Consider the following 26124-nt stretch of genomic DNA (forward strand, 5'->3'; position numbering starts at 1 on the left):
AAAAAGACCGGATACGGACCGCCGCCAGCTGAAGGGTGCGATATGCCTGACGTGATTTTGACCGGCGCTTCTGGACGGATCGAGGGCCGCTACTCGCCGGGCAAGACCGAAACCGCGCCCATCGCGCTGATCCTGCATCCTCACCCCAAGGCCGGCGGTCACATGAACCACCCGGTCGCCGTGCAGCTGTACCACCTGTTCATGAAGCGCGGTTTCGCGACCCTGCGCTTCAATTTCCGCGGCGTGGGTCGCAGCCAGGGTGAGTTCGACGCCGGCATCGGCGAGCTGGCCGACGCGGCCACGGCTCTGGACTGGCTGCAGACCAGCAATCCGGCCGCCAGTCAGACCTGGGTCGCCGGCTTCGACTTCGGCGCCTATATCGGCATGCAGCTGTTGATGCGCCGCCCCGAGACGGACGGCTTCATCTCGGTGTCACCGCCGACCAACATGTACGATTTCAGCTTCCTGGCCCCCTGCCCGGCCTCGGGCCTGTTCCTGACGGGCTCGGCCGACACCATCACCCCGCCGGTCGAGGTGGAGCGCGTGGTCACCAAGCTGCGCACCCAGAAGGGCATCACGATCGACTACGAGGTCATCGACAAGGCCACCCACTTCTGGGCCGAGCACCTGCCCAGCGTCGAGAAGAGCGTCAGCGACTATCTCGACAAGCGCCTGGCGGAAAACCCGATCTAGACGACGTTTCATTTCTCGAATTTTGGGGCCTCCCTCCGGGGAGGCCTTTTTCGTTGTGCGGTGCATCAAAACGCCCCTGGCGTAACAGCGATCTCGCGCCTATGTTTTCATCAGTTGATGAATATCAAGCGAGGCGGTGATGCACTACGACATCGTCATTGTCGGCGGGGGCGCCGGCGGACTGGAGCTGGCCTCGCGGCTGGGCCGCAAGCTAGGCGGACGCAAAGGCAAGCGCCGCGTCCTGCTGATTGATCGTTCCAGCTTCCACATCTGGAAGCCCACCCTGCACGAGGTGGCGGCCGGTACGCTGGACGTCCATCAGGAGGGCATCTCCTATTCGATCCTGGGCCGCTCGAACGGCTTCAACTTCTTGCTGGGAGACCTGGCGACCTTTGATCCGGCCGCCAAGCGCCTGACCTTGAAGGCGATCACCGGCGAGGACGGCGAGATCCTGGCGCCCGAGCGGGCCATCACCTTCACCTATGGCGTGCTGGCGATCGGCTCGGGATCGAACCTCTTCGGCACGCCTGGCGCGGAGCAAGCCCACCTCTTGGAGCGCACCGAGGACGCCGAGGCCTTCCACGCTCGGCTGCTAGCTGCCTTCACCAAGGCCTCGTTCTCGACCGACAAGATCATGCGGGTGGCCATCGTCGGCGGCGGCGCCACCGGCGTGGAGCTGTCGGCCGAACTGATCGAGGCTCATCGCGAACTGCTGGGCAGCCTGGGCGACGAGCAGCGCTTCCGCCTGGACATCACCGTGGTCGAGGCTGCGCCGCGCATCCTCAACGGCCTGCCGCAGAAGATCGCCGACAAGGCGACCTTGGCCCTGGAGCGCAAGGGTGTGGCGGTTAAGACCGACGCCAAGGTGCTGGCTGTCCATGCCGACCGGCTGGAAACCAGCCAGGGCGCCATTCCGGCCGATCTGATCGTCTGGGCCGCTGGCATCAAGGCCGCCGACGCCAATACCGGCTTTGGCCTGCAGACCAATCGCAGCAACCAGTTCGTGGTCAATGACCGGCTGGAGACCTCGGCGCCCGACGTCTGGGCCTTGGGCGACTGCGCCGCCGCGCCATGGAAGGACGGCCGCACCGTTCCGGCCCGCGCCCAGGCCGCGCACCAGCAGGCCAGCTATCTGGAAAAGGCGCTGCTGGCCCGTCTGCGGCAGGGCCAGGTCACCAGACCCTTCGTCTATCGCGACTTCGGCTCACTGGTGTCGCTGGGCAATGACAAGGGTGTCGGCGCGCTGATGGGCGGCCTGGGCGGGCCGAACTTCTTCGTCGAAGGCCTGATCGCCAAGTTGGCCTACATGTCGCTTCATCTGGACCACCACCGGGCGATCCTGGGCGTGGGCCGCACGGCCACCCTGGCCCTGGCGCGGCTGCTGCAACAGCGGGTGTCAGGCCGGCTGAAGCTACACTAGGGCTGAACGATCCGGCCGCCGGTCATCGGGGTCTTCACGCCCGTGGTGCCCGGGAAGCTGATCGGCAGGTCCTTGGCGGTGCGGGCGGCCAGATAGGCGAAGGCTTCGGCCTCGATGCTGTCGCCGCGCCAGCCGTAATCCTCGGCGGCCTTGACCGGCACCGGCGCGCGGTCGGCCAGGGTCTTCATGATCGCCGGATTGTGCCGTCCGCCGCCGCAGACGATCAGGGCGCTGGGCGCCTCGCCGCCTTGCTCGAAGGCCCGGAACACGCCCTCGGCGGTGAAGGCCACCAGGGTCGCGGCGGCGTCTTCCGGCGAAAGGTGGTCCACCGGCGCCAGCGAGAAGTCGTAACGATCCAGCGACTTGGGGACCGGCGCGTCGAAATAGGGGCTGCTGAGCAGGGCGTTCAACGCCAGTTCGTCGACGCGGCCGACCGAGGCCAGCTTGCCGTCCTGGTCGAAGCGGGCGATGCCGCGCGCCTGCAGCATCAGGTCGATCATGCCGTTGCCGGGGCCGGTGTCGAAGGCCAGCAGCGAACCGTCCGCGCCAATTAGGGTGATGTTGGCCACCCCGCCGATGTTCAGCGCCGCGACCGGCGCGGCCAGGCCCGAGGCCCGGGCGCGAGCGGCGTGGTAGATCGGGGCCAGCGGCGCCCCCTCCCCGCCGGCCGCCACATCGGCGGTGCGGAAGTCGTAGGCTACCGGCCGGCCGCAGGCCTTGGCCAGGCGCTCGGCGTCCAGCAGTTGCACCGTGCGCCCCACCCGCTCGGCAGTCGGTCGCTCGTGCAGCACGGTCTGGCCGTGCACGCCCAACAGGTCGAAGTCGCCCCAGGCCAGGCCGTGCTCGTCCAGGAAGCTCGTCGCGGCGTGGAAGTGCTCGTCAGCGACGGCGCAGCGCGCTTCCTTGAAGATCGCCGGTTCGGGCTCGCCGCGCGGCCAGGCGCGGGCGATGTCGGTGGTCTTCAGCAGCAGATCGCGGGTCGCCTCGCGCAGCTTGCGCTCGCCCGCCGGGCCGAAGCCCTGGATCTCTTCGCCGTCGGTTTCCAGCACCGCCATGTCGACCGCGTCGAGCGAGGTGCCGGTCATGAATCCCAGGATCTTCATGCGTCGTTGACTGCCACGGCCGCGAACGGGTAGCTAGGCCCCATGATCGACGCTTTCGTCCTGGCCCGTCCCTATTACCGCCCGCTGCCATAGCGGGAGGCCGACCAGACACGTCGCCGCCCCGCCTCGCCGGGGTCGTTCTTTTTCCAGTCGATCATGCGCTCCGGCCCCGTCCCGGAGTATGAAATGAAACCCTCACATTCAGTCGTCGATTTGGCGGACCTCGCCGTGCTAGACGGCCATTCGTCCGTTTCAGACCTGCCCAATTCAGAGAGTCGAGCCATGTCCGCCGCCGCGTCCTTCAAGTCGGATTTCCTGCGCACCATGCAGGCGCGCGGCTACATCCATCAGATCACCCATCCGGACGATCTGGACGCCGCCGCGGCGGCCGGGCCGATCGTGGCCTACATCGGCTTCGACGCCACCGCCGCCAGCCTGCACGTCGGCCACTTGATCCAGATCATGATGCTGCGCCGCCTGCAGCAGGCCGGTCACAAGCCGATCGTCCTGATGGGCGGCGGCACCACCCGCGTCGGCGATCCCAGCTTCAAGGACACCCAGCGCCCGCTGCTGACCGACGAGCAGATCCAGGCCAACATCGCCGGCATCAAAGAGGTCTTCACCAACTTCCTGACCTTCGGCGACGGTCCGACCGACGCGGTGATGGTCGATAACGACGAGTGGCTGAGCAAGCTGGGCTACGTGCAGTTCCTGCGCGACTACGGCGTGCACTTCACGATCAATCGGATGCTGACCTTCGACTCGGTCAAGCTGCGGCTCGAGCGCGAGCAGCCGATGACCTTCCTCGAATTCAACTACATGCTGATGCAGGCCACCGACTTCCTGGAGCTGAACCGCAAGTACGGCTGCGTGCTGCAGATGGGCGGCTCGGACCAGTGGGGCAACATCCTGAACGGCGTCGAGCTGACCCGCCGCGTCGACCAGAAGGCCGCTTTCGGCCTGACCACGCCGCTGCTGACCACGGCCTCGGGCGCCAAGATGGGCAAGACCATGTCGGGCGCGGTTTGGCTGAACGCCGACGCCCTGAGCCCCTACGACTACTGGCAGTTCTGGCGGAATACGGAGGATGCCGACGTCGGCCGCTTCCTGAAGCTCTTCACTGACCTGCCGCTGGAGCGCATCGCCGAGCTGGAAGCCCTGGAAGGCGCCCAGATCAATGACGCCAAGAAGGTGCTGGCCGACGAGGCCACGACCCTGGTTCACGGCGCGGACGAAGCCCGCAAGGCGCGCGAGACCGCCGAGAAGGCCTTCGAGCAGGGCGTGCTGTCGGCCGATCTACCGACCTTCGAGGTCCCGGCCGCCGACCTGGAAGCCGGCATTGTGCTGGCGGCCCTGTTCGCCGACGCCGGTCTGGCCGCTTCGCGCGGCGAAGCCCGTCGCCTGGCCCAGGGCGGCGGCGTGAAGGTCAACGACCAGGCCGAAACCGACGCCAATCGCACGATCACCTCGGCCGACCTCGTCGAGGGCGTGGTCAAGCTGGCCGCCGGCAAGAAGAAGATCGTGTTGGTGAAGCCTGTTTAGTTAGCGGGTTTCCCTAACGGGATATCTGGTTGATTGTCGTCCCGGCAGCCGCGTAGCCAAGGATTCGCGTCCTGGCGGCGCCCGGCCGGGACGGCCGTTCATGTGGAGACGCGTTCGATGCTGCAACCCGGCGACAAGGCCCCCGATTTCGACCTGCCGACCGACACCGGCCGGGTCAGCCTGTCGGGCCTGAAGGGCAAGAACGTCGTGCTGTACTTCTACCCGAAGGACGACACCGCCGGCTGCACGTCCGAGGCCCTGCAGTTCTCGTCGGAAGTCGAGGAGTTCCAGAAATTGGGCGCGGTGATCGTGGGCGTGTCCAAGGACAGCGCCGCCTCGCACGCCAAGTTCCGCAAGAAGCACGACCTGACCATCGAACTGGCCGCCGACCCGCTGGGCGACGTGGTCGAGGCCTATGGCGCCTGGGTCGAGAAGAGCATGTACGGCCGCAAGTACATGGGCATCGACCGCTCGACCTTCCTGATCGACCGCGAAGGGGTGGTCCGCGAAGTCTGGCGCAAGGTTAAGGTGCCAGGCCACATCAAGGCGGTGATGAATGCCGCCAAGGCCATCAAATAAGTTCACACAATAAATTCGCCTGGCGCGGGAACCTTCACGCGCGGCTTGTGTTGTATCCGCGCCTCTGAGTGTGACTTTTCGGCAGAGCTTCAGGCTTAACGCATGGCTTTGACGGTTAGGACTCATTAAGAATTGAGGCGCAGAGTGCTAATTCGCGACTCACGCTCACTTCGGGCGCGAACAGTCTTGCACGTTCCCGCTTTCTCGTAGCATATCCCCCAGACCTGAAACGGGGGGTTTCCTGGTACGATGGCGATCAAGCGCTTCAAGCGGCTGCGGCATTCTCTGGAAGCTCTGTTTCCCGAGCGGCACATCTACATCCGCTCCGGCGGCGAAATGCGCGGGTACGTCTTCTCCACCACCAAGCAGCTTCTGGGCGCGACCTGTGTCGCCGCCGGCGCGCTGTGGATGGGTGTCTGCACCGCTTCGATGATGGTCAACGCCCTGGCGGTCAGCTCGACCGACCAGCAGGTCATCCGCCAGAAAGCCTATTACGAGCGCCTCAACGCCGACCGTCAGGCCCGCCTTAACAGCGCCGTGGCCCAGCTGTCGGCCACCAACGGCAATCTGGATGACTTGGCCACTTCGGTAGAGAAGCGCCACGCCGCCCTCGCCATTCTCGTCTCGGACTTCAAGGGCGTGCCCGGCGCCGCCGACGCCCTGAAGGTCGCTAAGCCGCGCCTGCTGGCCGCCAGTCCGGTCCAGCGCATCCAAGCCACCCGCATGGATCAGGAGCGCCTGATCGACGCGGCAGAAGGTTTCGCCAAGAGCCGCGCCGAGCGCCTGCGCCTGGCCATGAAGATGGCGGGCCTGGACGCCGGTAACTTCACCAATCGCGGCGCCTCGCTGGGCGGTCCGCTGATCGAGGCCAAGGATCCTCGCGCCCTGGCCGCCGTGCTGGACGTGGACGAGGACTTCGCCAGCCGCATCCAGCGCGCCGCCAATGACATGTCGGACATGCGCCAGCTGGGCGCGGCCACTAAGAAGCTGCCGCTGTACCGGCCGACCAGCAATCCGGCCCTCTCGTCCAGCTACGGCGTCCGCTTCGACCCGTTCACGCGCCGACCGGCCTTCCATTCGGGCCTGGACTTCCCGGGCGCCTTCTACACCCCGATCATGGCCACCGCGCCGGGCGTCGTGTCGTTCACGGGCGTGCGCTCGGGCTACGGCAACACGGTCGAGATTGACCACGGCAACGGCTTCAAGACCCGCTACGCCCACCTGGCCACCATCGGCGTTCGCGTCGGCCAGCGTGTGGCGATCGGCAACCGCATCGCGGCCATGGGCTCGACCGGCCGCTCGACCGGTCCGCACCTGCACTATGAAGTCTGGGTCAACGGCAAGGCCCAGAACCCCAATCGTTTCTTGAAGGCTGGTGAGTATGTTCAGCAAGCAAGCTAAGTCGTCCAAGACCCCGGCCCGCATCGAGCCGCTGCCGACCCCGATGGCCATGCCGCCGGTCGAAACCGCCCGTCGCGCGCCGCCGAAGGTCGCCTCGCTGCTGTCGGCCGACCTGACCATCGAGGGCGGCGTCACGGGCGAAGGCGAGCTGCAGATCGACGGCGTGGTCAAGGGCGACGTCCGCGTCGGCCGTCTGACCGTCGGCGAAACCGGCCACATCGAAGGCAGTGTCTATGCCGAGGCTGTGGAAGTGCGCGGCCGCGTGGTCGGTTCGATCACTTCCAAGCAGGTCCGCCTGCACGGCACCTCGTATGTCGATGGCGACATCACCCACGAGCAACTGGCCATGGAAACCGGCGCCTTCTTCCAAGGCCGCAGCCTGAAGTTCCAGCGCCCTGCCCCGGCCGCCCAGCCGGCGCCGCATCCCGAAACCCTGGCGATCGCCAAGCCCGCCGCGGGCTGAGGCTTTTCAGAGCGCAGAAACAAGAGCGCCCCGGAGTAATGCTCCGGGGCGTTTTCGTTTGCCGTTGCGAGAAGCTCTAAGCCTCTGCGCCACCGTCGCGTGTGGCGCCGACCCGCTGAGCCAGGGCTGCGCCCATGAACTCGTCCAGGTCGCCGTCCAGAACGCCTTGAGTGTCGGACGTCTCGACGTTGGTCCGCAGGTCCTTGACCATCTGGTAGGGCTGCAAGACGTAGCTGCGGATCTGGTGACCCCAGCCGATGTCGGTTTTCTGGTCTTCCAGCGCCTGCTGGGCGGCTTCCCGCTTCTGCAGTTCCACCTCATAGAGGCGGGCGCGCAGCATCTTCCAGGCCTCGTCGCGGTTCTGGTGCTGCGAGCGGCCGGTCTGGCAGGCCACGGCGATGCCGGTCGGAATGTGCGTCAGGCGCACGGCCGAGTCGGTCTTGTTGATGTGCTGACCGCCGGCGCCCGAAGCGCGGTAGGTGTCGGTCCGCACGTCGGCCGGGTTGATCTCGATCTCGATGGTGTCGTCCACCACCGGGTAGACCCAGGCCGAGGCGAAGCTGGTCTGGCGCTTGGCCGCGGCGTCGAACGGGCTGATGCGGACCAGACGGTGCACGCCCGCCTCGGTCTTCAGCCAGCCATAGGCGTTCTGGCCCTTGACCAGCAGCGTGGCCGACTTGATGCCGGCCTGGTCGCCGTCGGTCTCTTCGATCAGCTCGGTGCTCATGCCGTGGGCGTTGGCCCAGCGGGTGTACATGCGCAACAGCATCAGCGACCAGTCGCAGGCCTCGGTGCCGCCGGCGCCGGCGTTGATTTCGATGTAGCAGTCGTTGCCGTCGGCTTCGCCCGATAGCAGCGCTTCGAGCTCGGCCTTGGCGGCGCGTTCCTTCAGCGCCTTCAGCTGGGCGCGAGCGTCGTTCAGGGAGTCCTCGTCGGACTCCATCTCGGCCAGCTCGGCATATTCGAGGGCGTCCTTCAGGTCGCGTGCGATCGACTGCACGGCCTCGACCTTGGCGGCCAGGCCGGCGCGTTCGCGCGAGACAGCCTGGGCCTCGGACGGACGGTCCCACAGAGTCGGGTCTTCGACCCGGGCGTTCAGCTCATCGAGCTTGCGGAGGGCGACATCCCAGTCAAAGACGCCTCCTGAGCAGTCCCACGGACTGCTCGATGTCGGCCGCAGCGGCCTCGACATCCGGTCTCATCACGTAACTCCGTGACAGTGTTGAAGGGCGCGGGAGATAGCGTGCGTCGTCCTCCCGCGCAATGTGAGATCAGTAGAGCCCGCTGAGCGGGTCGACCTTTTGCGCCGGCTTGCCCGGTTGCTGAGGTTGCGGCGGCGGGTTGGGCAGACCGGTCTGCAGGTCCGTATAGGGGATCGGACCGGTCGGCAGCGGCGCGGGCTTGGGCTCGGTGCCCGGGCGGAAAGCTTCGCGCACGCCGCGCACCATGGCGAACTTGGCGTTCTTCGGCGGCTTGAAGTCGACGACCGGTTGGCCATCCAGCGCCACCTTCATGAAGTCCATGAACACCGGGATGGCGTCGGTCGCGCCGGTCTCGCCCGCGCCTAGCGAGCGGTTATCGTCAAAGCCCACAAAGACGCCGACGATCAGGTTGGGCGAATAGCCGACGAACCAGGCGCTGCGGTACTCGTTGGTCGTGCCCGTCTTGCCGGCCAGCGGACGGCCCAGCGAGCTGACCCGAGCCGCCGTGCCGCGCTGGACCACGCCCTGCAGCATCGAGGTGACCTGATAGGCGGTGACCGGGTCCATGACCTGCTCGCCCGGGGCGGCGAAGCGCGGGCTTTCATCGCCGTTGAAGCCAGCGTCGCAGCGCACGCAGTCGCGCTTGTCGGCCCGGAAGATCACCTTGCCCTCGCGGTCCTGGACCAGCTCGATCAGGTGCGGATCGACGCGGCGGCCGCCGTTGACGAAAGGCGCATAGGCGGCCGTCAGCTTGAAGGGCGTGGTCTCCCCTGCCCCCAGCGCCATGGCCAGCACCGGATCCATGTTGCGGGTCACGCCGGTGCGCTTGGCGAACTCGACGATCTTCTTCATGCCCACGCCCTGCGCCAGGCGCACGGTCATGGCGTTGATCGACTGCTCCAGACCCTTGCGCAGCGGTTGGGCGCCGTAGAACTGCTTGCTGTAGTTCTCCGGGCTCCAGTCCTGGCCGTTGGCGCCCTTCAACGTGATGGCGCTGTCGACGATGACGCTGGCCGGCGTGTAGCCGTTCTCCAGGGCCGCGGCGTAGACGAACGGCTTGAACGACGAACCGGGCTGGCGCATCGCCTGGGTGGCGCGGTTGAAATTCGACAGCGAGTAGGAATAGCCGCCCACCAGCGCCACGATGCGGCCGGTATAGGGCTCCATGGCCACCAGGGCGCCGTTGACCGCCGGAGCCTGCCGCAGGCGGTAACCGCCAGCGTCGGTCTTCTCGACGAACACCAGGTCGCCGGCCTTCAGCCCCCATCCGTTCTTGGCCCAGGTGACGTCCTCGCCGACGATCTGGCCCTCGCCCTCGTTCTTGACCAGCCGCACGCGGCCGTCATTGGAGGTGACCAGGGCCGGGCGCCAATTGTTGCGCTCCGACGGGATCTGCTTGGCCAGGGCGGTCTTTTCCCAGGCCAGGTCGGTCGATTCCACATGGCCCCACGCCCCGCGCCAGCCGTGGCGGCGGTCGTAGTTCTCCAGGCCGTCCATCAGCGCCACGCGGGCGGCCGTCTGCAGGCGCGGATCCAGCGTGGTGCGCATGTAGTACCCGCCTTCGTTCAGGCGGGGACCCAGCGTGGCCATGCCGCGCTGACGCACTTCCTCGACGAAGTAGTCGGCGTCGCGATAGGCGGCGCGCTTGGGGGCGGCTTGCACGACCAGGTCCTCGGCCATGGCTTGCTTGGCCTGCTCGCGCGACACCCAGCCCTGCTCGGCCATCTGGCCCAGCACCCAGTTGCGGCGGGCCATCGCCTTGGCCTTGTTGCGGATCGGGTGATAGTTGTCCGGCCCCTTGGGCAGCGACGCCAGATAGGCGCACTGGGCCAGGGTCAGGTCCGGCAGCGACTTGCCGAAATAGTTGTAGGCCGCGGCGCCGACGCCGAACGAGCGGTAGCCAAGCCAGATTTCGTTCAGATACAGCTCGAGGATCTGCTGCTTGGTCAGCGATTGCTCCAGGCGGTGCGCCAGGATCGCTTCCTTGAACTTGCGGCCCACAGTGGCGTCGCTGGTCAGCAGGACGTTCTTGGCGACCTGCTGGGTGATGGTCGAGCCGCCCTCGAGGCGACGACCGCGCATGGCGTTGCCGACATTGTTCAGCATCGCGCGCGACAGACCGCCCACGTCGACGCCGCCGTGCTGGAAGAAGTTGCGATCCTCGGCGGCCAGGAACGATTGCGCCAGCTGGGGCGGAATCTGGTCGTAGGGGATGAAGATCCGGCGTTCCTTGGAGTACTCGCCGATCAGGGTGCCGTCCCAGGCGTAAACGCGAGTCGCGGTCGGCGGACGATAGTCCTGCAGCTCACCGGCGTCGGGCATGTCATGGAACAGCCAGGCGGCGTAGATCGCGATCGCGAAGCCCGCGACGGCGATGGCCGACAGCACCGCCACGCCCGCGATGGCCATCCATCGTTCGGTGGGTTTCAGATCCACGCGACCTCCGTCAGGCGGCCCCCTGGCCCGCCGCACACACTTCACTAGATCGCTTGGCGCAGAACCGTAAGCGGTTTTGCAGTCGCACCCTCGTTGCGAGGACGCGCGGCGATGTCCCTGTCGTGATTAGAGCGCGCCGCGAAAAAGGGGAAGCGCGCTCTACTTCCAGGATCAGGACTTGCGCAGTTGCGGCGTGAAATAGGCCTCGATCGAGTCCGCCACCGCATCGACCATCCGCTTGCGGCTGGACTTGGTGGTCAGGAAGGCCTCGTCGTCGGGATTGGTGATGAAGCCCATTTCCAGCAGCACGGCCGGAACGTCGGGCGCCAGCAGCACGATGAAGCCGGCGTCGCGGTGGCTGCGGCGCAGCAGCGCCGTCTCCTGACCGACATTGGCCAGCAGCAGCTGGGCGAAGGCGGCCGAGCGGTTCTTGGTGGCGCGCTGCGACAGGTCCAGCAGGATCTGGCTGACGGCGCGGTCACGGCCCGGCATGTTGGCCTTCATCAGCCAGTCGTCCTTCTCCAGGACCAGGCCGACGCGATCAGCGCCCTTGTCCGACAGGGTGTAGACCGAGGCGCCGCGGGTGCTGGCGTCCGGACCAGAGTCGGCGTGCAGAGAAATAAAGAGATCCGCATCAGCGCGGCGGGCGATCTGCACACGCGATTCCAGCGGAATGAAGGTGTCGGTCTCGCGAGTCAGCACGACCTGATAACGGCCGGAGCGCTCCAGGCGGTCCTTAAGCGCCCTGGCCGCGGCCAGGGTCACTTCCTTCTCGTGAACATTGGCGCCCAGCGAGCCGGGATCCTTGCCGCCGTGACCAGCGTCGATGACGATGACCTTCTTCAGGCGCAGCGGTGCGGCCTTGATCGGCGTCGCGGCCTGGGTGACCCGCGGCAGCGCTTGCGGCGCGGCGGTTGCGCCGCCGCCCACGGCCTTCAGGTCGATGACATAGCGATAGGCCGTCGCACCGTCGCCGGGCGGCAGCAGGAAGCGGCGACGGACCTCGGCCTTGTCGGCCAGGTCCAGGCGCAGGCGGGCGCCGCCGGCGGCCTCGTCGATGACCCAGCGCTTGACCAGGCCCTGGCCTGAACCCTGCAGATCGCCGGAGACGACAACGTTCGGCAGCGCCATCACCAGGCGCTGGTCGCTCATGCCGTCGGAAATGAGCTTGCCGGCCGCGGCGCGATCCAGGTCGATGACCACCCGGGTCTCGTTGCGGTCGCCGCCGAAGCGGACTTTCTGCACGCCTGCGGGCGCGGCGGGACCTTGGGCGGTCGCCACGGCGACGCCAGCCGTCGTCAGGCCTCCGATGATCAGAGCCGCCCGAACCCAGCCCATACGGGCCAAACTGATAAGAACCTTACGCATACCCGCCCGCGGTAGCCGGAACTGGTGAACCGATCGTCAATATCGTTCGAAGGCGGTAGCCAAAGGGTTAAGTCGAGACGCCGATCTCGGGTGCTTTTCTTTTGTGCGGCAATGTGGCTACAGTCCCGCCGCGCGCGAAGTTCCGTGATCGTCACGTCTCCGCGCGAGCCGTCTGTGCTTCGAAAGTGGTCCTGAACCCCTTCCGGCGCGGAGGCGGCAGACTAGATAGTGTTCGAGATACGGCCGACCGAGTGGGCAAGACGCCTGCTTCGACGCCGTGTCGCGGGGCTCGCGTCGGGCTCACACGCCTTTTTGGCCCATGCCAAGCGGCGACGACGCGCCATCCGATCCGCGCAATCCGGCGCGGCAACAGACACCCCTTCGCGCCTGGCGCGATAAGGACAAAACGAAACCCCCATGGGCTGCGCCGCACCCGACCGCCTTTGGCACCTGACCCTTCGCAACCGCAGTGACGGTGCGACGGTCGGCGACGCGCGCGCCCCTCATTCAGATCGGCGACCGGGCCTAGCGCCCGCCGCGCGCCGTGGAGACTTCCTTAATGTCGAAGAAGATGCTGATCGACGCAGCACACGCCGAAGAGACGCGTGTGGTCGTCGTGGACGGAAACCGGGTTGAAGAGTTCGATTTCGAGAGCCAAACCCGGAAACAGCTTCGCGGTAATATCTATCTCGCCAAGGTGACGCGCGTCGAACCCAGCCTGCAGGCTGCGTTCATCGAGTACGGCGGCAATCGTCACGGCTTCCTGGCGTTCAACGAAATCCATCCGGATTACTACCAGATCCCGGTCGCCGACCGTGAAGCGCTGATGCGCGACGATTCGGGCGACGACGAGGACGACACCCCGATCTCGCGTCGCGCCTCGGGCGGCGACGATGAAGACGACGGCAACGGTCGCGATCACGCCATCGACGACGATGAAGACGACGTCGAAGAAGAACTGGCGCGCCGCAAGCGTCGCCTGATGCGCAAGTACAAGATCCAGGAAGTGATCCGCCGCCGGCAGATCATGCTGGTTCAGGTCGTCAAGGAAGAGCGTGGCAACAAGGGCGCGGCCCTGACCACCTACCTGTCGCTGGCCGGCCGCTATGGCGTCCTGATGCCCAACACCGCCCGCGGCGGCGGCATCAGCCGCAAGATCACGGCCGTCACCGACCGCAAGCGCCTGAAGAGCGTCGTCCAGAGCCTGGACGTGCCGCAGGGGATGGGCCTAATCGTCCGCACGGCCGGCGCCAAGCGCACCAAGGCCGAGGTCAAGCGCGACTACGAATATCTGCTGCGTCTGTGGGAAAACATCCGCGACAACACGCTGCACTCAGTGGCGCCGGCGCTGATTTACGAAGAAGAAGACCTCGTCAAACGCGCCATCCGCGACATGTACGACAAGGACCTGGACGGGATCTGGGTCGAGGGCGACGCCGGCTATAAAGAAGCGCGCGACTTCATGCGCATGTTGATGCCGAGCCAGGCCAAGAAGGTCTTCAACTACCGCGACCCGACCCCGCTGTTCGTGAAGAACAAGATCGAGGACCATCTGGCCCAGATCTACTCGCCGGTCGTGCCGCTGCGTTCGGGCGGCTATCTGGTGATCAACCAGACCGAGGCCCTGGTCGCCATCGACGTCAACTCGGGCAAGGCCACGCGTGAGCGGAACATCGAAGCCACGGCGCTGAAGACGAACGTCGAAGCCGCCGAGGAAGCCGCGCGCCAACTGCGCCTTCGCGACCTAGCCGGCCTGATCGTCATCGACTTCATCGACATGGATGAAGGCAAGAACAACCGCACGGTCGAGAAGGTCCTGAAGGACGCTCTCAAGGACGACCGCGCCCGCATCCAGATGGGCAAGATCTCGGGCTTTGGCCTAATGGAGATCAGCCGCCAGCGTCGCCGCACCGGCGTCCTGGAAGGCACCACCCACGTCTGCGAGCACTGCGAAGGCACCGGCCGCGTCCGCTCGGTCGAGTCCAGCGCCCTGGCTGCTCTGCGCGCGGTCGAGGCCGAGGCCCTGAAGGGCTCCGGCAGCGTGATCCTTAAGGTCTCGCGCTCGGTCGGCCTCTACATCCTCAACGAAAAGCGCGCCTATCTGCAGCGCCTGGTGGAAACGCACGGCCTGCACGTCACCGTCGTGGTCGACGACAGCCTGCACGCCGGCGACCAGGAAATCGAGCGCACCGAGCTGGGCGAACGTATCGCCGTGGCCCCGCCTCCGTATGTTGAGGAAGATGACGGCTTCGACGCCGACGCCTTCGCCGACGAGGAAGAAGACGACGAGATCATCGACGACGAGGACGAAGACGACCTCGAGCGCGAAGACACCGACGACGACGACGCCTCGGCACGCAAGCAAGCCCGCGACGACGAGCGCGGCGACCGCAAGGGCCGTCGTGGCCGTCGCGATCGTGGCCGTGGCCGTGGTCGCCGCGAAGAGCGCGACGCCGACGCCGAGATCGAAGCCGAAGATGACGACGCCGAGGGCGACGCCGACGACCGCGCCGAGTTCGGTGGCGACGATGACGACGACCGTCGCCGCCGCCGCCGCCGGGGTCGCCGTGGCGGCCGCCGTGGCGGTCGCGAGGATGGTGATCGTCCGGCTGACGCCTTCGTGTGGATCCGTCCGCGTGTCCCGTTTGGCGAGAACGTCTTCACCTGGCACGATCCGGCCGTCCTGGTCGGCGGCAACAGCGAACCGCGCCGCCCGGCGCTGGAAGCCCGCGCTGACGCGGTCGAGACTGTTGAACGCGCCGAGCGTCCGGAACGTCCCGATCGCGAGGAGCGTGAAGGCGGTCGTCGCGAACGCGGCCGTCGCGGTCGTGACCGTGGTCGCCGTGGCGAACGCGCCGAGGCTGCTGAGGTCGTCGCCGAAGCCGTGACCGACAACGTCGCGGTCCTTCCGGCAGAACCGGCCGAGCCGTACGAAGCCCCGATCCTGGCCCCGCCGGTGATCGCCGGCCCGCCGGCCGACGTCTGGGTGGAACTGCCTGAGGCCGAGGAAGCCCCGAAGAAGCCCAAGCGCACCCGCTCGCGCAGCAAGAAGGCCGCTGAACCGGCGCCGGAAGCTGTCGAGGCCGTCGCCGAAGCCGTGACCGAGAGCGTCGCTGTCGTGCCTGCCGAGCCCGAGACGGCTCCGGAACCGGCGCCTCAGCCGGTCGTGGAAGCTGCGCCGGAACCGGTCGTTGCGCCGGAGCCCGAGCCCGTCGCCGAGGTCGCGCCTGCGGCCCCGGCCGAGCCGGATCCGAACGAGATCACCACCCCGCCCGAAAAGCCCCGTCGGGGCTGGTGGCGCCGGTAGGCTGATCTGAAGACGGCCCGCGCGCTCTTCCAGGCGCGCGGGCCTTTTTCGTTGTGGGGCGAAGCGGAACCCTTGTTCCCTCGCCTTTCAAATCCAAGTTAGACTGGTCGTGGTTCGCGGGGGCGCGATCTGGAGATCATGCGATGACCTCGCGGAGTGCGCGTGTTGGAGGACGAATTGGCGTGGCCGCGGCCGCGTTGACCGTTCTCGCGTCGAGCGCCATCGCCTCGTCCGCCTCGGCCCAGTCCCTGATCCGGGACACCGAGATCGAGGAAATCCTCTATCACGACTCCGCGCCGATCTTCGCGGCAGCGGGCCTTGATCCCAAGAACGTCCGGATCCTGATCGTCGGCGACAAGTCGCTGAACGCCTTCGCCACGCCGGGCCTGCAGATGGGCCTGAACACCGGCCTGATCCTGCAGACCGAAAACCCCAACCAGTTGCGCGGCGTCATCGCCCACGAAACCGGCCACCTGGCCGGCGGCCACCCGATCCGCTCCGACGAGATGATGAAGGCCGGCCTCAAGCCGATGATCCTGACCATGGGGCTGGGCATCCTGGCCGCCCTGGCCGGATCGCCCGACGGCGCCGCGGCCCTGATCGCCAATTCGCAATATGCCGGCGCCTTGGGCGCGCTGGGCTACAGCCGCGAACAGGAATCGCGCGCCGACCAGGCCGGCGCCGGCTTTCTGGAAGCCACCCAGCAGTCGGGCCGCGGCCTCGTCGAGTTCTTCGACAACTTCCGCTACCAGGAAGTCTTCGACCAGGCCCGCCGCTTTGCCTATTTCCGCAGCCACCCCCTGTCGTCCGAACGGATCGAGGTGCTGCGCAGCCGGGTCGAGCGCCAGCCGCACTACACCGCCGTCGACACGCCCGAGGACCTGGCCCAGCACGAGGTCATGAAGGCCAAGCTGGAAGGCTTCCTCAATCCTCAGGTCGCCTTGATGAAGTACAAGGAAACCGACACGGGCTTCCCGGCGCGCTACGCCCGGGCCATCGCCTACTACCAGATGAAGGACCCGGACCGGGCCTTGGGCCTGATCGACGGCCTGCTCGCCGACCACCCCGACAATCCCTATCTGTGGGAGCTGAAGGGCCAGGTCCTGTTCGAGTTCAACCGCGTGGAGCAGGCTGAGGAGCCGCAGCGCAAGTCCGTGGCGCTGAAGCCCGACGCCGCCCTGCTGCGCGTCAATCTGGGCCAGACCCTGATCGGCCTCAAGGACCCCAAGAAGGTCGAGGAAGGCGTCCAGGAGCTCAAGCGCAGCCTGCTGAACGAACCCGACAACTCGGTCGCCTGGCGGCTGCTGGCCCAGGCCTACGACACCCAGAAGAAGGACGGCGAGGCGCGCCTGGCCACCGCCGAGCAGTACTATTCCCTGGGCGCGGTCAGCGAGGCCAAGGTCTTCGCCATGCGGGCCCGCGAGCTGCTGACCAAGAACACCCCCGACTGGCGCCGCGCCACCGACATCGTCCTGGCCTCGCGGCCGTCCAACCAGGACCTGAAGGACCTGGCCAAGGACGGTCTGGCGCCTTCTCCTGCCGGCCACTAGGGCCGCCTACCGACTCGAGATCTCCATGACCCTGCTCCGTCGCGCCGCGACCATCGCCCTTCCCCTAGCCGTCGCCGGCCTGGCCCTCGCCGGCTGCGAGCGGCCGGACGCCAAGCCCAGCGACCGCTTTGGCGAGAAGGTCCGCGCCTATCTCCTGGAACACCCCGAAGTGCTGATGGAAGCCAGCGCCAAGCTGCAGGAGAAGCAGGTCGCCCAACAGGCGGCCGACGCCCAGAAGTCCATCGGCCAGTACCGCCAGGCCATCGAGCGCGACCCGCGCGACATCGTCATCAATCCGGCGGGCACGATCACCGTCACCGAGTTCTTCGACTATCGCTGCAGCTTCTGCCGTCACGCCACGCCCGAGATCGTCGAGCTGGTCCAGAAGAACCCCGACGTGCGCCTGGTGCTGAAGGATTTCGTGATCTTCGGCAACGACAGCGAGGCCGCCGCGCGTATCGCCTTGGGCTCGAAGGAACAGGGCAAGAGCCTGGAGCTCTACAAGGCGCTGATGGCTGAGAACGCGCTGGACGCCGCCGGCGCCCTGCGCATCGCCCAAGGCCTGGGCGTCGATCTAGCTAAGGCCAAGGCGGTCGGCGAGAGCCAAGCCGTGACCCAGCACCTGGCCGACACCAGCGCCCTGGCCAAGACCCTTGGCCTGCAAGGCACCCCGGCCTTCATCGTCGGCGACACCCTGGTCCCCGGCGCGGACATGAACGCCCTGAAGCTGGCCATCGAGCAGGTCCGGGCCGGCAAGGCCAAAGGCTGAGACAGCCGCCCTCGCCCCGCGACAAGCGCTGGGCGAGGGCTAGTTGTTTTAGATTAGACCTGCCAGCGGCGAGCTGGGATCGGCGTACAGACGACGCTGCATCCGGCCGGCCAGATAGGCTTCGCGACCGGCGATGACCGCGTGCTTCATGGCCTTGGCCATGCGGATCGGGTCCTTGGCCTCGGCGATGGCCGTGTTCATCAAGATGGCGTCGCAGCCCAGCTCCATGCCGATGGCCGCGTCCGAGGCCGTGCCAACGCCGGCGTCGACCAGCACCGGGACCTTGGCGTTCTCGACGATGATCCGCAGATTGACCTTGTTCTGGATGCCCAGGCCCGAGCCGATCGGGGCGCCCAGCGGCATGATGGCCACTGCGCCCGCTTCTTCCAGCTTCTTGGCGTAGACCGGGTCGTCCGAGCAGTAGACCATGACCTGGAAGCCTTCGGAGACCAGCAGCTTCAGCGAGCGCAGGGTCTCTTCCATGTCGGGATAGAGGGTCTTGGGGTCGCTGAGGACCTCCAGCTTCACCAAATCCCAGCCGCCGGCCTCTCGCGCCAGGCGCAGGGTGCGAACGGCGTCTTCGCCGGTGAAGCAGCCCGCCGTGTTGGGCAGATAGGTGAATTCCGTGGGCTTGATGTAGTCGACCAGCAGCGGCTGGGTCGGGTCGGTCAGATTCACCCGGCGCACGGCCACGGTGACGATCTCGGCCCCGGCCGCACGGGCGGCGGCGGCGTTGGTCGCATAGTCCTTGTACTTGCCCGTGCCGACGATCAGTCGCGAGCGGAAGGTGCGGCCGGCGACGGTCCAGGTTTCTTCGGCTTCAGGAGCCGTGACGGAGTCGGGGGAAACGTGCGCGTTCATACGGCTGGTTTACGCCCCGTCAGCCGCCGTTTCAAATGTCCAGGATCAGCCGCCGCCGATAAAAGTGACGATCTCAATGCGGTCGCCGTCGGCCAGGGCGGTGTCGCCATAGGTCGAGCGCGGGGCGATCTCGAGATTGCGCTCGACCGCCACCTTGCGGGCGTCCAGGCCCAGCTGGGCCACCAGATCGGCGATCGTGACCACGCCGGCCACGTCCCGTTCTTCCCCGTTCAGCAAAAGCCTCATCTCACCTCCGAAGCGAGCCGTGCTTGTGACCCGGAGGAAGCGGCTATACAAGACCTCCCGGAATCGACGGCGGAGCCGCATGGTAAAACCGATCCACGTGCTGAGCGGACCCAATCTCAACCTGTTGGGGACCCGCGAGCCTGAGATTTACGGCAAGGACACCCTCGACGATGTCCGGGCGCGCTGCGAGGCGCGGGCGGCTTCGCGTGGGCTTTCGGTGGTTTTCCGCCAGTCCAATCATGAGGGTGTGCTGATCGATTGGGTTCAGGAGGCGCGTGAGTCGGCCTCGGCGTTGGTGCTCAACCCGGCTGGCTACGGCCACACCTCGATCGCGCTTCTGGATGCGCTCAAGACCTTGAGCATCCCGGTGATCGAGTGCCACCTGTCCAATCCGGCGGCGCGGGAGGAATTCCGCCGCCACACCTATGTTTCGCTGGCCGCCACGGGGATCGTCTCCGGGTTCGGCGCGGCGAGCTACGAACTGGCGATCGAGGCCGCTTTCGGCCTGATCGGCGTTTAACAACGATAACGTCCGGCGTTTTCCGCCGCCGTGGCGCTACAGAAGAACAAGGTAAGCTTCCATGTCGAACCCCAAGGCCCCCGCCGATCCGGTCGAAGCTCCGGCCATCGACGCCCGTCTGGTCCGCAAGCTGGCGGACATCCTAAAGGACACGGGTCTCTCGGAGATCGAAGTCGAACACGCCGGCCTGAAGATCCGCGTGGCGCGCGAACTGACCGCCGCGCCGGTCAACTACGTCCAGGCGCCGGCTCCGGCCTACGCCCCGGCGCCTGCCGCTGCTCCGGTCGCCGCTGCGCCCGCCCCGGCCGCTGAAGCCGCTCCGGCTCCGGCCGCCGTCCGTGGCGACGCCGTGAAGTCGCCGATGGTCGGCACCGCCTATCTGTCGTCGCAGCCGGGCGCTGATCCGTTCATCAAGGTGGGTGACACCGTCACCGCCGGTCAGACCCTGCTGATCGTCGAAGCCATGAAGACCATGAACCCGATCGCCGCCCCCAAGGCCGGCAAGGTGGTCGAGATTCTGGTCGCCGACGCGCAGCCCGTCGAGTTCGGCGAGCCGCTCGTCGTCATCGAGTAACGGCCATGTTCGATAAGATCCTGATCGCGAACCGGGGCGAGATCGCGCTCCGGGTTCACCGCGCCTGCAAGGAAATGGGCATCGCCACCGTGGCGGTCCACTCCGAGGCCGACCGCAACTCGATGTGGGTGCGCCTGGCGGACGAAAGCGTCTGCATCGGCCCCGCGCCCGCCGCCAAGAGCTATCTCAACATCCCGTCGATCATCGCGGCGGCCGAGATCACCGGCGCCCAGGGTATCCACCCGGGCTACGGCTTCCTGTCGGAGAACGCCCGCTTCGCCGAGATCGTCGGCGCGCACGGCTTCACCTTCATCGGTCCCAAGCCCGAGCACATCCGGATGATGGGCGACAAGATCACCGCCAAGCAGGCCGTGAAGGACGCCGGCATCCCGGTTGTCCCCGGCTCGGACGGCGGCGTCTCGACCGAGGAAGAGGCTTTTGAGGCCGCCGATCGCATCGGCTTCCCCGTGCTGATCAAGGCCGCCGCCGGCGGTGGCGGTCGTGGCATGAAGGTCGCCCAGACGCGCGAAGACCTGGCTGAAGCCGTCTCGACGGCTCGCGCCGAGGCCCGCGCCGCGTTCGGCGACGACACGGTCTATATGGAGCGCTACCTCCAGAAGCCGCGCCACATCGAGCTGCAGGTGATCGCCGACAGCCATGGCAACGTGGTGCACCTGGGCGAACGCGACTGCTCGCTGCAGCGCCGCCACCAGAAGGTGCTGGAAGAAACCCCCTCGCCGGCTCTGTCGGCTGAAGGTCGCGCCAAGATCGGCAAGATCGTCGTCGATGCCGTGAAGGCCATCGGCTACCTGGGCGTCGGGACCATCGAGTTCCTGTGGGAGAACGACGAGTTCTTCTTCATCGAGATGAACACCCGCCTGCAGGTCGAGCACCCGGTCACCGAAGCCATCACCGGCATCGACCTGGTGCGTGAGCAGATCCGCATCGCCGCCGGCCTGCCGCTGTCGTTCACCCAGGAAGACGTCGTCTTCGAGGGCCACGCCATCGAGTGCCGGATCAACGCCGAGAATGCGCGGACCTTCACGCCCTCGCCCGGCACGATCACCGACTTCCACGCCCCTGGCGGTCTGGGCGTTCGCCTGGATTCGGCGATCTACACCGGCTACGCGATCCCGCCGTACTATGACAGCCTGATCGGCAAGCTGATCGTGCACGGTCGCGACCGCGCCGAGTGCATCGCCCGCCTGAAGCGCTGCCTGGCCGAAATGGTTGTCGGTGGCGTCGAGACCACGATCCCGCTGTTCCAGGACCTTCTGGTGCAGCCCGATATCCTGGCCGGTGAGTACAACATCCACTGGCTGGAACGCTGGATCAAAGCCCAAGAAGCCTAAGTCCGGAATGGCGATGGAAGAGACCTTCTCGGTCGACGACCTGATCGCCTGCTATGCGCGCGGCGTCTTCCCCATGGCGGACGCTCGTGAAGACGAAAGCGTCTTCCTGATTGATCCCGAGCGGCGGGGCGTCCTGCCGCTCGGGGACTTCCACATCCCCAAGCGCCTGGCGCGCACCGTCCGCACCGGCCCCTATGAGGTGCGGGTCGACACCGCCTTCGACGCGGTAATCGAGCACTGCGCGGCGTCCAAGCCGGGCCGGGTCGAGACCTGGATCAACCACCCCATTCAGCGGCTCTACGGCCAGCTCTACGCGCGCGGCCTGGCCCACAGCGTCGAGACCTGGCTGGACGGTGAGCTGGTTGGCGGTCTGTATGGCGTGTCGCTAGGCGGGGCGTTCTTCGGCGAGAGCATGTTCTCCACCGCGCGGGACGCCAGCAAGGTGGCGCTGGTCCATCTGGTCGCGCGGCTACTGGCCGGCGGCTATCAGCTGCTCGACACCCAGTTCATCACAGACCATTTGATGCAGTTCGGTACGGTCGAGATCAGCCGCGCGGATTATCGCCGGCGGTTGGCCAAGGCCCTGGCGGTCCCGGGCGACTTCTACGGCTTGGCGGGCGGCGCGACCGGGGCGGCCTGCTTACAGGCGATCAGCCAAGCGTCATAGACCGGGTGTTCCAGCGGGTGCAGGCCCGGCGAACTCGAATACATCCACCCCTTGTAGACCTGACGTCCGGGCGGCGCGGCGCGCCCGGCCTGGGCCTTGGGCTGGGTGTCGACCACGACATAGGCCGTCGTTTCCGGGGCCAGCTCGTCCGACGCCGCCGTCTCGCAGGCGCGGACGGTGAAAATCAGGGTTTTGTAGCGGATCGGCTGGCCGACCGGGACCTCGAACCGCATGGTTTCGGTCGTGACCTTGTCCAGCGCCTGCATGATGGCGATCGTGTAGCGGCCGCGCTTGGCCGGCTCGGTCGGCTTGGCCTCAGCCGGCGGCTTGGGCGTTGTGACCGGCGTCGGCGGCGGTGAGGCCGGGGGATTGGGATTGGCGACGGCCGGCGAGACCTGCACGGGCTGGGCCGCGCGCTGCTCGCCCGTCGGCGCGGCGCCGGTCGCCGGCGTCTGCCCAGCGGGACGCGGCGTCGGCGCGACGGGCGCTTGTGGCGCGATCGGCGCCGCCGGCGGCTGGTACTGGGCGTTCTGACGCGCCACAGCCACGCCCGTCACGGCCAAGCCGGACAAGACTGCAGCAGCGGCGACCAGAGACGCCCGGCGGGCCATGCGGCTTATTCCGGCTTCCAGGCTTGATAGTCGCTGGTGGCGGCCGCACGTTCACCGCCACGGGTCAGCGAACCCTTAGGACGCCAGGCGTGGACGGTGCCGGTCAGGTTGGGCAGGTGATCCTTTTCCCACTCGCGGCGCTTCAGCGGAACCTGGGTCGGCGGCTCGTCGAAGGTGTAGTGCAGCCAGCCGCTCCAGTCCGGCGGGACCTTCGAGGCTTCTGCATAGCCGTTGTAGATCACCCAGCGACGCTTGCGCTGGTCGTAGCTGTCGCTGTTATCGCGGGCTTCGAAGTAGCGGTTGCCTTGCTCGTCCTGGCCCACAAACACGCCGCGGCGGCCGATATGGAAGCGCTGACCCAAGGTCGCGCCGTTCCACCAGGTAAAGATCGCTTTCAGCACTACGTTCGCACCCGAAAATCTGAGGGCTCAAAAGGCGTCGCGGCGGGCGCGACGAAGCGGCCGGACTATAGGGCTCCAGGCCCTCAGCGTCCAGCGCTGCCCGGCTTGGCGCGACTTCAACATCTTGTGGATCGAGCGCTACCGACCCGCAACATCTATTGAGGCTGGTCAACCAAGGCTCTACGTTGAGGTGCGACCTTACGCGCATCCCATGCATCTAGAATCGGGCATTAGGGATTTGGTAAGATTATGAACTGGCAGACCCAGACCAGGAAGTAGCCATGCGCACGACCGCCAAAGCCGCCGGACTGGTTCCCGCCATGGAATGGCGCGACCTCGAGCGCGCCGACAGCGTCGTGGTGGTTTCCGCTCCGCCGGCCTGGAGCGACGCCCGCGTCGAGGCCTGGCTGGACTGGGCCGGCGAGATCGAGCCCAAGGCCCCGCTGGGCGGCGGCCCCGCCCGCTATGCCGAGCGCATCGCCAAGATCGGCCTTTCACGCGGCGTGTTCGGCGACAAGGCTGACGCCGCCGCCTTCAAGGACGCTCTGCTCGCCACCATGCTCTCGGGCATCGCAACCCCGGCTGGCGGCCAGGCAGGCCTCGATCTCCTGCCCGAGATCGTCGAGTTCGAGTTCCAAAGCACGGTCAAGGACCGCCTGGCGCGTCGTCGCGGCCGGATCCTCGCCGCCCAGGCCGCCGCGCGACTGGACGCCTCCCTGGCTCAAGTGGCCGACGCCGTCCGCCGCTGCTCGGGCGACATCCGCGCCTGCATGGACGTGCGCAAGAACCCGGCCCTGGCCCGCGCCGCTCGCAAGGCGCGTGAGCTGGGCGCCGACGACCGCACCATTCTCGACGCCATCGCCACGGCAGACGCCCCGCGCGTCGCGCCGCTGGAGGCCGTGCCTGAGCCCGAGCTGGCCATGATCGCCTCGGCCACGCGCCAGAGCGTGGCGGCGGGCGACGAAGGCGCATCCCTGGCCGCCCAGGTCGGCTGGGAAACCAGCGCCCTGACCCTGGCCCTGTCGCCGAATGATGCCGAGCTGCTCTCGCGCGGCGTGGGCGTCGGCGCGGCCATCGACGCCAGCGCCTTCCTGGATGCCGACGGCTTCGACGTCGAGCGCTTCACCTATGTCTGCCACCTGTGGGGCACGGCCCTGGAGCTGGATCGCGGCGAGGCCCCTGCCCGTCTGGCCTTGGCTGGCGTCGGCGATTGCCTGCTCAGCCTCGGCTATGCCCAGACCAGCGTCGAGGGCCGCGACGGCGCCGCGGCGCTTTGGGCCCTGACCGTCGGCGCGGCCCTGTCAGCCAGCGCCGAAGCCGCCGCCGTGCTGGGTCAGGACCCCGTCTTCGCCCAGGACAAGCAGGGCGTGCTGAAGACCCTGGCCGAACGCCGCGTTCGCGCCGCCGCCCTGCGCTCGGCCCTGTCCACGGAAGCCGCCGCCGCCCTGGCCACCGCCCACGCCCTGGCCCGCAAGCACGGCCTGCGCTCGGCGGCCATGGTCGGTCCGTTCGAAGACGCCGAGGCCACTCTGCGCCTGGGCGGCTCGCCCGTCGGCGCAGCCGGCGCGCAATCGCCGATCTCGGTCAGCCAGACCGCCGATGGCTTCCTGCTGCCCACCTTCAGCCCAGCCGCCTTCGAGGCGCTGTCGACCGAGGGCGTCGATCTGGACGCCGCGCGCCGCCACGCCTTGGGCCACGGCTCGTTGGCCGAGAGCCCAGCCATCGACCACGTGATGCTGCAGGCCCGCGGCTTCACCGCCCACGAGATCGAAAAGGCCGAGAACGCCCTGCGCGATCACCATGGCCTGCGCGACGCCTTCGCCCCGGCCGTGGTCGGTGCTGGCTTCCTGCGCGACGTGCTGGGCGCTTCGGCCGAGGACGTCGCCCGCCGCGACTTCGACACCCTGGCCTTCGCGGACTTCTCAGCTACCGAGATCGCCGTGGCCGAGCGCCACGCCCTGGGCGCGGGTCGCCTGGGTGATTGCGACGCCCTGAACCCGGAGCTGCGCGAAGCCTTCCAGTCGGTGGAGGCGCCGACCTTCGCCGATCGCCTGGCCATGCTGGCCGCGGTTGAGAGCTTCGCCTGCCGCCCCAGCCCCGTGACCATTCCCGTGGCCTTCGACAGCCGTCCCGCCGACGCCGTGCGCGCCCAGGCCGCCGCCGCCCGCGCCGGCATCCGCGCCCTGCGCCTGCAGCGGGCCGAGGCCCCGGCCGACTTCAAGCTGGACCTGCCCGAAGAGCCGGCTCCCGAACCGACCCGCGCGGCGACGCCCGCCCGAGAGCCGGTCGTCACCGAGCGCGTGGTCGAGAAGATCGTCGAGCGCGACCGCTCGCGCCGCCGCCTGCCCGACCGTCGCAAGGGCTACATCCAGAAGGCGGCCGTCGGCGGCCACAAGGTCTATCTGCACACCGGCGAGTACGAGGACGGCGAGCTGGGCGAGCTGTTCATCGATATGCACAAGGAAGGCGCGGCGTTCCGCAGCCTGATGAATAACTTCGCCATCGCCGTGTCGCTTGGCTTGCAGCACGGCGTGCCGCTGGACGAGTTCGTCGAGGCGTTCGTCTACACCAAGTTCGAACCGGCCGGCCCGGTGACCGGCAACGACTCGATCAAGTCGGCGACCTCGATCCTGGACTATGTGTTCCGCGAACTGGGCGTGTCGTATCTGGGCCGCGACGATCTGGCCAACGGCGATCCCGGCGAGTTCAACGCCGACGGCCTGGGCGCAGGCAAGCACCTGGACGACGAGACGCTTGGCGACGCCGAACCCGATCCGGTGCCGGCCAGCCGGTTCATCTCCAAGGGCTTCTCGCGCGGCGCCACGCCCGACAACCTGGTGTTCGCCTCGTTCGGCCGTCCGCGCGTCGAGGGCGCCGATCGTCCGGGCAACGAGGGCGAGATGTGCCCGGCTTGTGGCGACCTCTCCTTGGTCCGTCGCGGGGGCATGACGGTCTGCGATACCTGCGGCGCGCAGTCGGACCGTCCGGGGCCTGTCGCGTCGTCTTGAGTTGGCGTTAAGCTTGCTGCGTCAGGGTGAATAGGACCTTTTCGCGTAGGA

The 26124-nt window shown here is 67.5% G+C and carries 24 protein-coding genes; 16 read left to right on the plus strand and 8 right to left on the minus strand.

Annotated elements, in window-relative coordinates:
- Nucleotides 1-42: 42 nt before the first annotated feature.
- Both ABDW31_RS15545 and ABDW31_RS15550 read left to right on the plus strand, forming a co-directional pair.
- Complete coding sequence (locus ABDW31_RS15545) at nt 43-693, plus strand: alpha/beta hydrolase (protein WP_184719478.1); 651 nt, start codon at nt 43-45, stop codon at nt 691-693.
- Nucleotides 694-832: 139 nt separating this feature from the next.
- On the plus strand, nt 833-2113 hold the full coding sequence (locus tag ABDW31_RS15550; RefSeq protein WP_184719477.1) for an FAD-dependent oxidoreductase: 1281 nt from the start codon (nt 833-835) through the stop codon (nt 2111-2113).
- Here the strand turns inward: ABDW31_RS15550 and ABDW31_RS15555 are convergent.
- Entirely contained in the window at nt 2110-3216 is a 1107-nt protein-coding gene (locus ABDW31_RS15555; RefSeq protein WP_184719475.1) for an anhydro-N-acetylmuramic acid kinase, read from the minus strand. The two genes, ABDW31_RS15550 and ABDW31_RS15555, sit on opposite strands and share 4 nt — an antisense overlap.
- A 42-nt stretch (nt 3217-3258) precedes the next feature.
- Between ABDW31_RS15555 and ABDW31_RS15560 the strand changes: the two genes are divergently transcribed.
- The 5 genes from ABDW31_RS15560 (at nt 3259) to ABDW31_RS15580 (ending at nt 7201) form a co-directional block, all read left to right on the plus strand.
- Nucleotides 3259-3309, plus strand: coding sequence for a hypothetical protein (locus ABDW31_RS15560; protein WP_024265744.1), 51 nt, complete (start codon nt 3259-3261; stop codon nt 3307-3309).
- 93 nt (nt 3310-3402) lie between these two features.
- Nucleotides 3403-4758 carry a tyrosine--tRNA ligase gene (gene tyrS / locus ABDW31_RS15565; RefSeq protein WP_184719474.1) on the plus strand — a complete coding sequence of 452 codons (1356 nt, stop codon included), beginning with the start codon at nt 3403-3405 and terminating at the stop codon, nt 4756-4758.
- Nucleotides 4759-4875: 117 nt separating this feature from the next.
- The gene (locus tag ABDW31_RS15570) at nt 4876-5337 is read left to right on the plus strand and encodes a peroxiredoxin (protein ID WP_184719472.1); all 462 of its coding nucleotides are present in this window, start codon (nt 4876-4878) and stop codon (nt 5335-5337) included.
- A gap of 249 nt (nt 5338-5586) precedes the next feature.
- Nucleotides 5587-6738, plus strand: a complete 1152-nt coding sequence (locus ABDW31_RS15575; protein ID WP_343699091.1) for a peptidoglycan DD-metalloendopeptidase family protein — start codon at nt 5587-5589, stop codon at nt 6736-6738.
- On the plus strand, nt 6719-7201 hold the full coding sequence (locus tag ABDW31_RS15580) for a polymer-forming cytoskeletal protein (protein WP_184719468.1): 483 nt from the start codon (nt 6719-6721) through the stop codon (nt 7199-7201). The genes ABDW31_RS15575 and ABDW31_RS15580 overlap by 20 nt, the downstream gene beginning before the upstream one ends.
- A gap of 76 nt (nt 7202-7277) precedes the next feature.
- Here the strand turns inward: ABDW31_RS15580 and prfB are convergent.
- From prfB to ABDW31_RS15595, 3 genes are all read right to left on the minus strand, one after another.
- A protein-coding gene (gene prfB, locus ABDW31_RS15585) for a peptide chain release factor 2 (protein ID WP_184719465.1) occupies nt 7278-8403 on the minus strand; the annotation gives its coding sequence in 2 pieces (ribosomal slippage) (nt 7278-8333 and nt 8335-8403; 1125 coding nt in all).
- 69 nt (nt 8404-8472) lie between these two features.
- Nucleotides 8473-10839, minus strand: a complete 2367-nt coding sequence (locus ABDW31_RS15590; RefSeq protein ID WP_184719463.1) for a penicillin-binding protein 1A — start codon at nt 10837-10839, stop codon at nt 8473-8475.
- A gap of 171 nt (nt 10840-11010) precedes the next feature.
- Nucleotides 11011-12207: an N-acetylmuramoyl-L-alanine amidase gene (locus ABDW31_RS15595; protein ID WP_184719461.1), complete on the minus strand. Its 1197-nt coding sequence runs from the start codon at nt 12205-12207 to the stop codon at nt 11011-11013.
- A gap of 417 nt (nt 12208-12624) precedes the next feature.
- On the opposite strand from ABDW31_RS15595, the gene ABDW31_RS15600 reads away from it, so the two are divergent.
- The 4 genes from ABDW31_RS15600 to ABDW31_RS15615 all read left to right on the plus strand — a co-directional run bounded on the left by ABDW31_RS15600 (nt 12625) and on the right by ABDW31_RS15615 (nt 17833).
- Nucleotides 12625-12843, plus strand: a complete 219-nt coding sequence (locus tag ABDW31_RS15600) for a hypothetical protein (protein WP_184719459.1) — start codon at nt 12625-12627, stop codon at nt 12841-12843.
- Nucleotides 12767-15514, plus strand: a complete 2748-nt coding sequence (locus tag ABDW31_RS15605; RefSeq protein ID WP_343699092.1) for a ribonuclease E/G — start codon at nt 12767-12769, stop codon at nt 15512-15514. Before ABDW31_RS15600 ends, ABDW31_RS15605 begins: the two co-directional genes overlap by 77 nt.
- Nucleotides 15515-15657: 143 nt before the next feature.
- Nucleotides 15658-17064: a M48 family metalloprotease gene (locus tag ABDW31_RS15610; protein WP_184719455.1), complete on the plus strand. Its 1407-nt coding sequence runs from the start codon at nt 15658-15660 to the stop codon at nt 17062-17064.
- A 25-nt stretch (nt 17065-17089) separates the two neighbouring features.
- On the plus strand, nt 17090-17833 hold the full coding sequence (locus ABDW31_RS15615; protein WP_184719454.1) for a DsbA family protein: 744 nt from the start codon (nt 17090-17092) through the stop codon (nt 17831-17833).
- A 48-nt stretch (nt 17834-17881) separates the two neighbouring features.
- Here the strand turns inward: ABDW31_RS15615 and ABDW31_RS15620 are convergent, their stop codons facing one another.
- Both ABDW31_RS15620 and thiS read right to left on the minus strand, forming a co-directional pair.
- Entirely contained in the window at nt 17882-18694 is an 813-nt protein-coding gene (locus tag ABDW31_RS15620; RefSeq protein ID WP_184719452.1) for a thiazole synthase, read from the minus strand.
- A gap of 45 nt (nt 18695-18739) precedes the next feature.
- Nucleotides 18740-18940 (minus strand): sulfur carrier protein ThiS, encoded by a 201-nt coding sequence (gene thiS / locus ABDW31_RS15625; RefSeq protein ID WP_184719450.1) that lies wholly within the window; start codon nt 18938-18940, stop codon nt 18740-18742.
- A 79-nt stretch (nt 18941-19019) separates the two neighbouring features.
- Between thiS and aroQ the strand changes: the two genes are divergently transcribed.
- The 4 genes from aroQ (at nt 19020) to aat (ending at nt 22053) form a co-directional block, all read left to right on the plus strand.
- Entirely contained in the window at nt 19020-19460 is a 441-nt protein-coding gene (aroQ, locus tag ABDW31_RS15630) for a type II 3-dehydroquinate dehydratase (protein WP_184719448.1), read from the plus strand.
- Between the two features lie 61 nt (nt 19461-19521).
- Nucleotides 19522-20034: an acetyl-CoA carboxylase biotin carboxyl carrier protein gene (gene accB / locus ABDW31_RS15635; protein WP_184719445.1), complete on the plus strand. Its 513-nt coding sequence runs from the start codon at nt 19522-19524 to the stop codon at nt 20032-20034.
- 5 nt (nt 20035-20039) lie between these two features.
- Entirely contained in the window at nt 20040-21386 is a 1347-nt protein-coding gene (gene accC, locus ABDW31_RS15640; protein WP_184719443.1) for an acetyl-CoA carboxylase biotin carboxylase subunit, read from the plus strand.
- 13 nt (nt 21387-21399) lie between these two features.
- A complete protein-coding gene (gene aat / locus ABDW31_RS15645) occupies nt 21400-22053 on the plus strand; it encodes a leucyl/phenylalanyl-tRNA--protein transferase (protein WP_221444899.1) in 654 nt (217 codons plus the stop codon).
- Here aat and ABDW31_RS15650 read toward each other — a convergent pair.
- Both ABDW31_RS15650 and ABDW31_RS15655 read right to left on the minus strand, forming a co-directional pair.
- Nucleotides 21990-22664, minus strand: coding sequence for a DUF2155 domain-containing protein (locus ABDW31_RS15650; RefSeq protein WP_184719439.1), 675 nt, complete (start codon nt 22662-22664; stop codon nt 21990-21992). The two genes, aat and ABDW31_RS15650, sit on opposite strands and share 64 nt — an antisense overlap.
- Nucleotides 22665-22669: 5 nt before the next feature.
- On the minus strand, nt 22670-23065 hold the full coding sequence (locus ABDW31_RS15655; protein WP_184719437.1) for an NADH:ubiquinone oxidoreductase subunit NDUFA12: 396 nt from the start codon (nt 23063-23065) through the stop codon (nt 22670-22672).
- 281 nt (nt 23066-23346) lie between these two features.
- On the opposite strand from ABDW31_RS15655, the gene ABDW31_RS15660 reads away from it, so the two are divergent.
- Nucleotides 23347-26073, plus strand: coding sequence for a ribonucleotide reductase (locus ABDW31_RS15660; protein WP_184719436.1), 2727 nt, complete (start codon nt 23347-23349; stop codon nt 26071-26073).
- Nucleotides 26074-26124: the final 51 nt, after the last annotated feature.

It is taken from the genome of Caulobacter sp. (assembly GCF_039596335.1).
Taxonomy (GTDB): domain Bacteria; phylum Pseudomonadota; class Alphaproteobacteria; order Caulobacterales; family Caulobacteraceae; genus Caulobacter.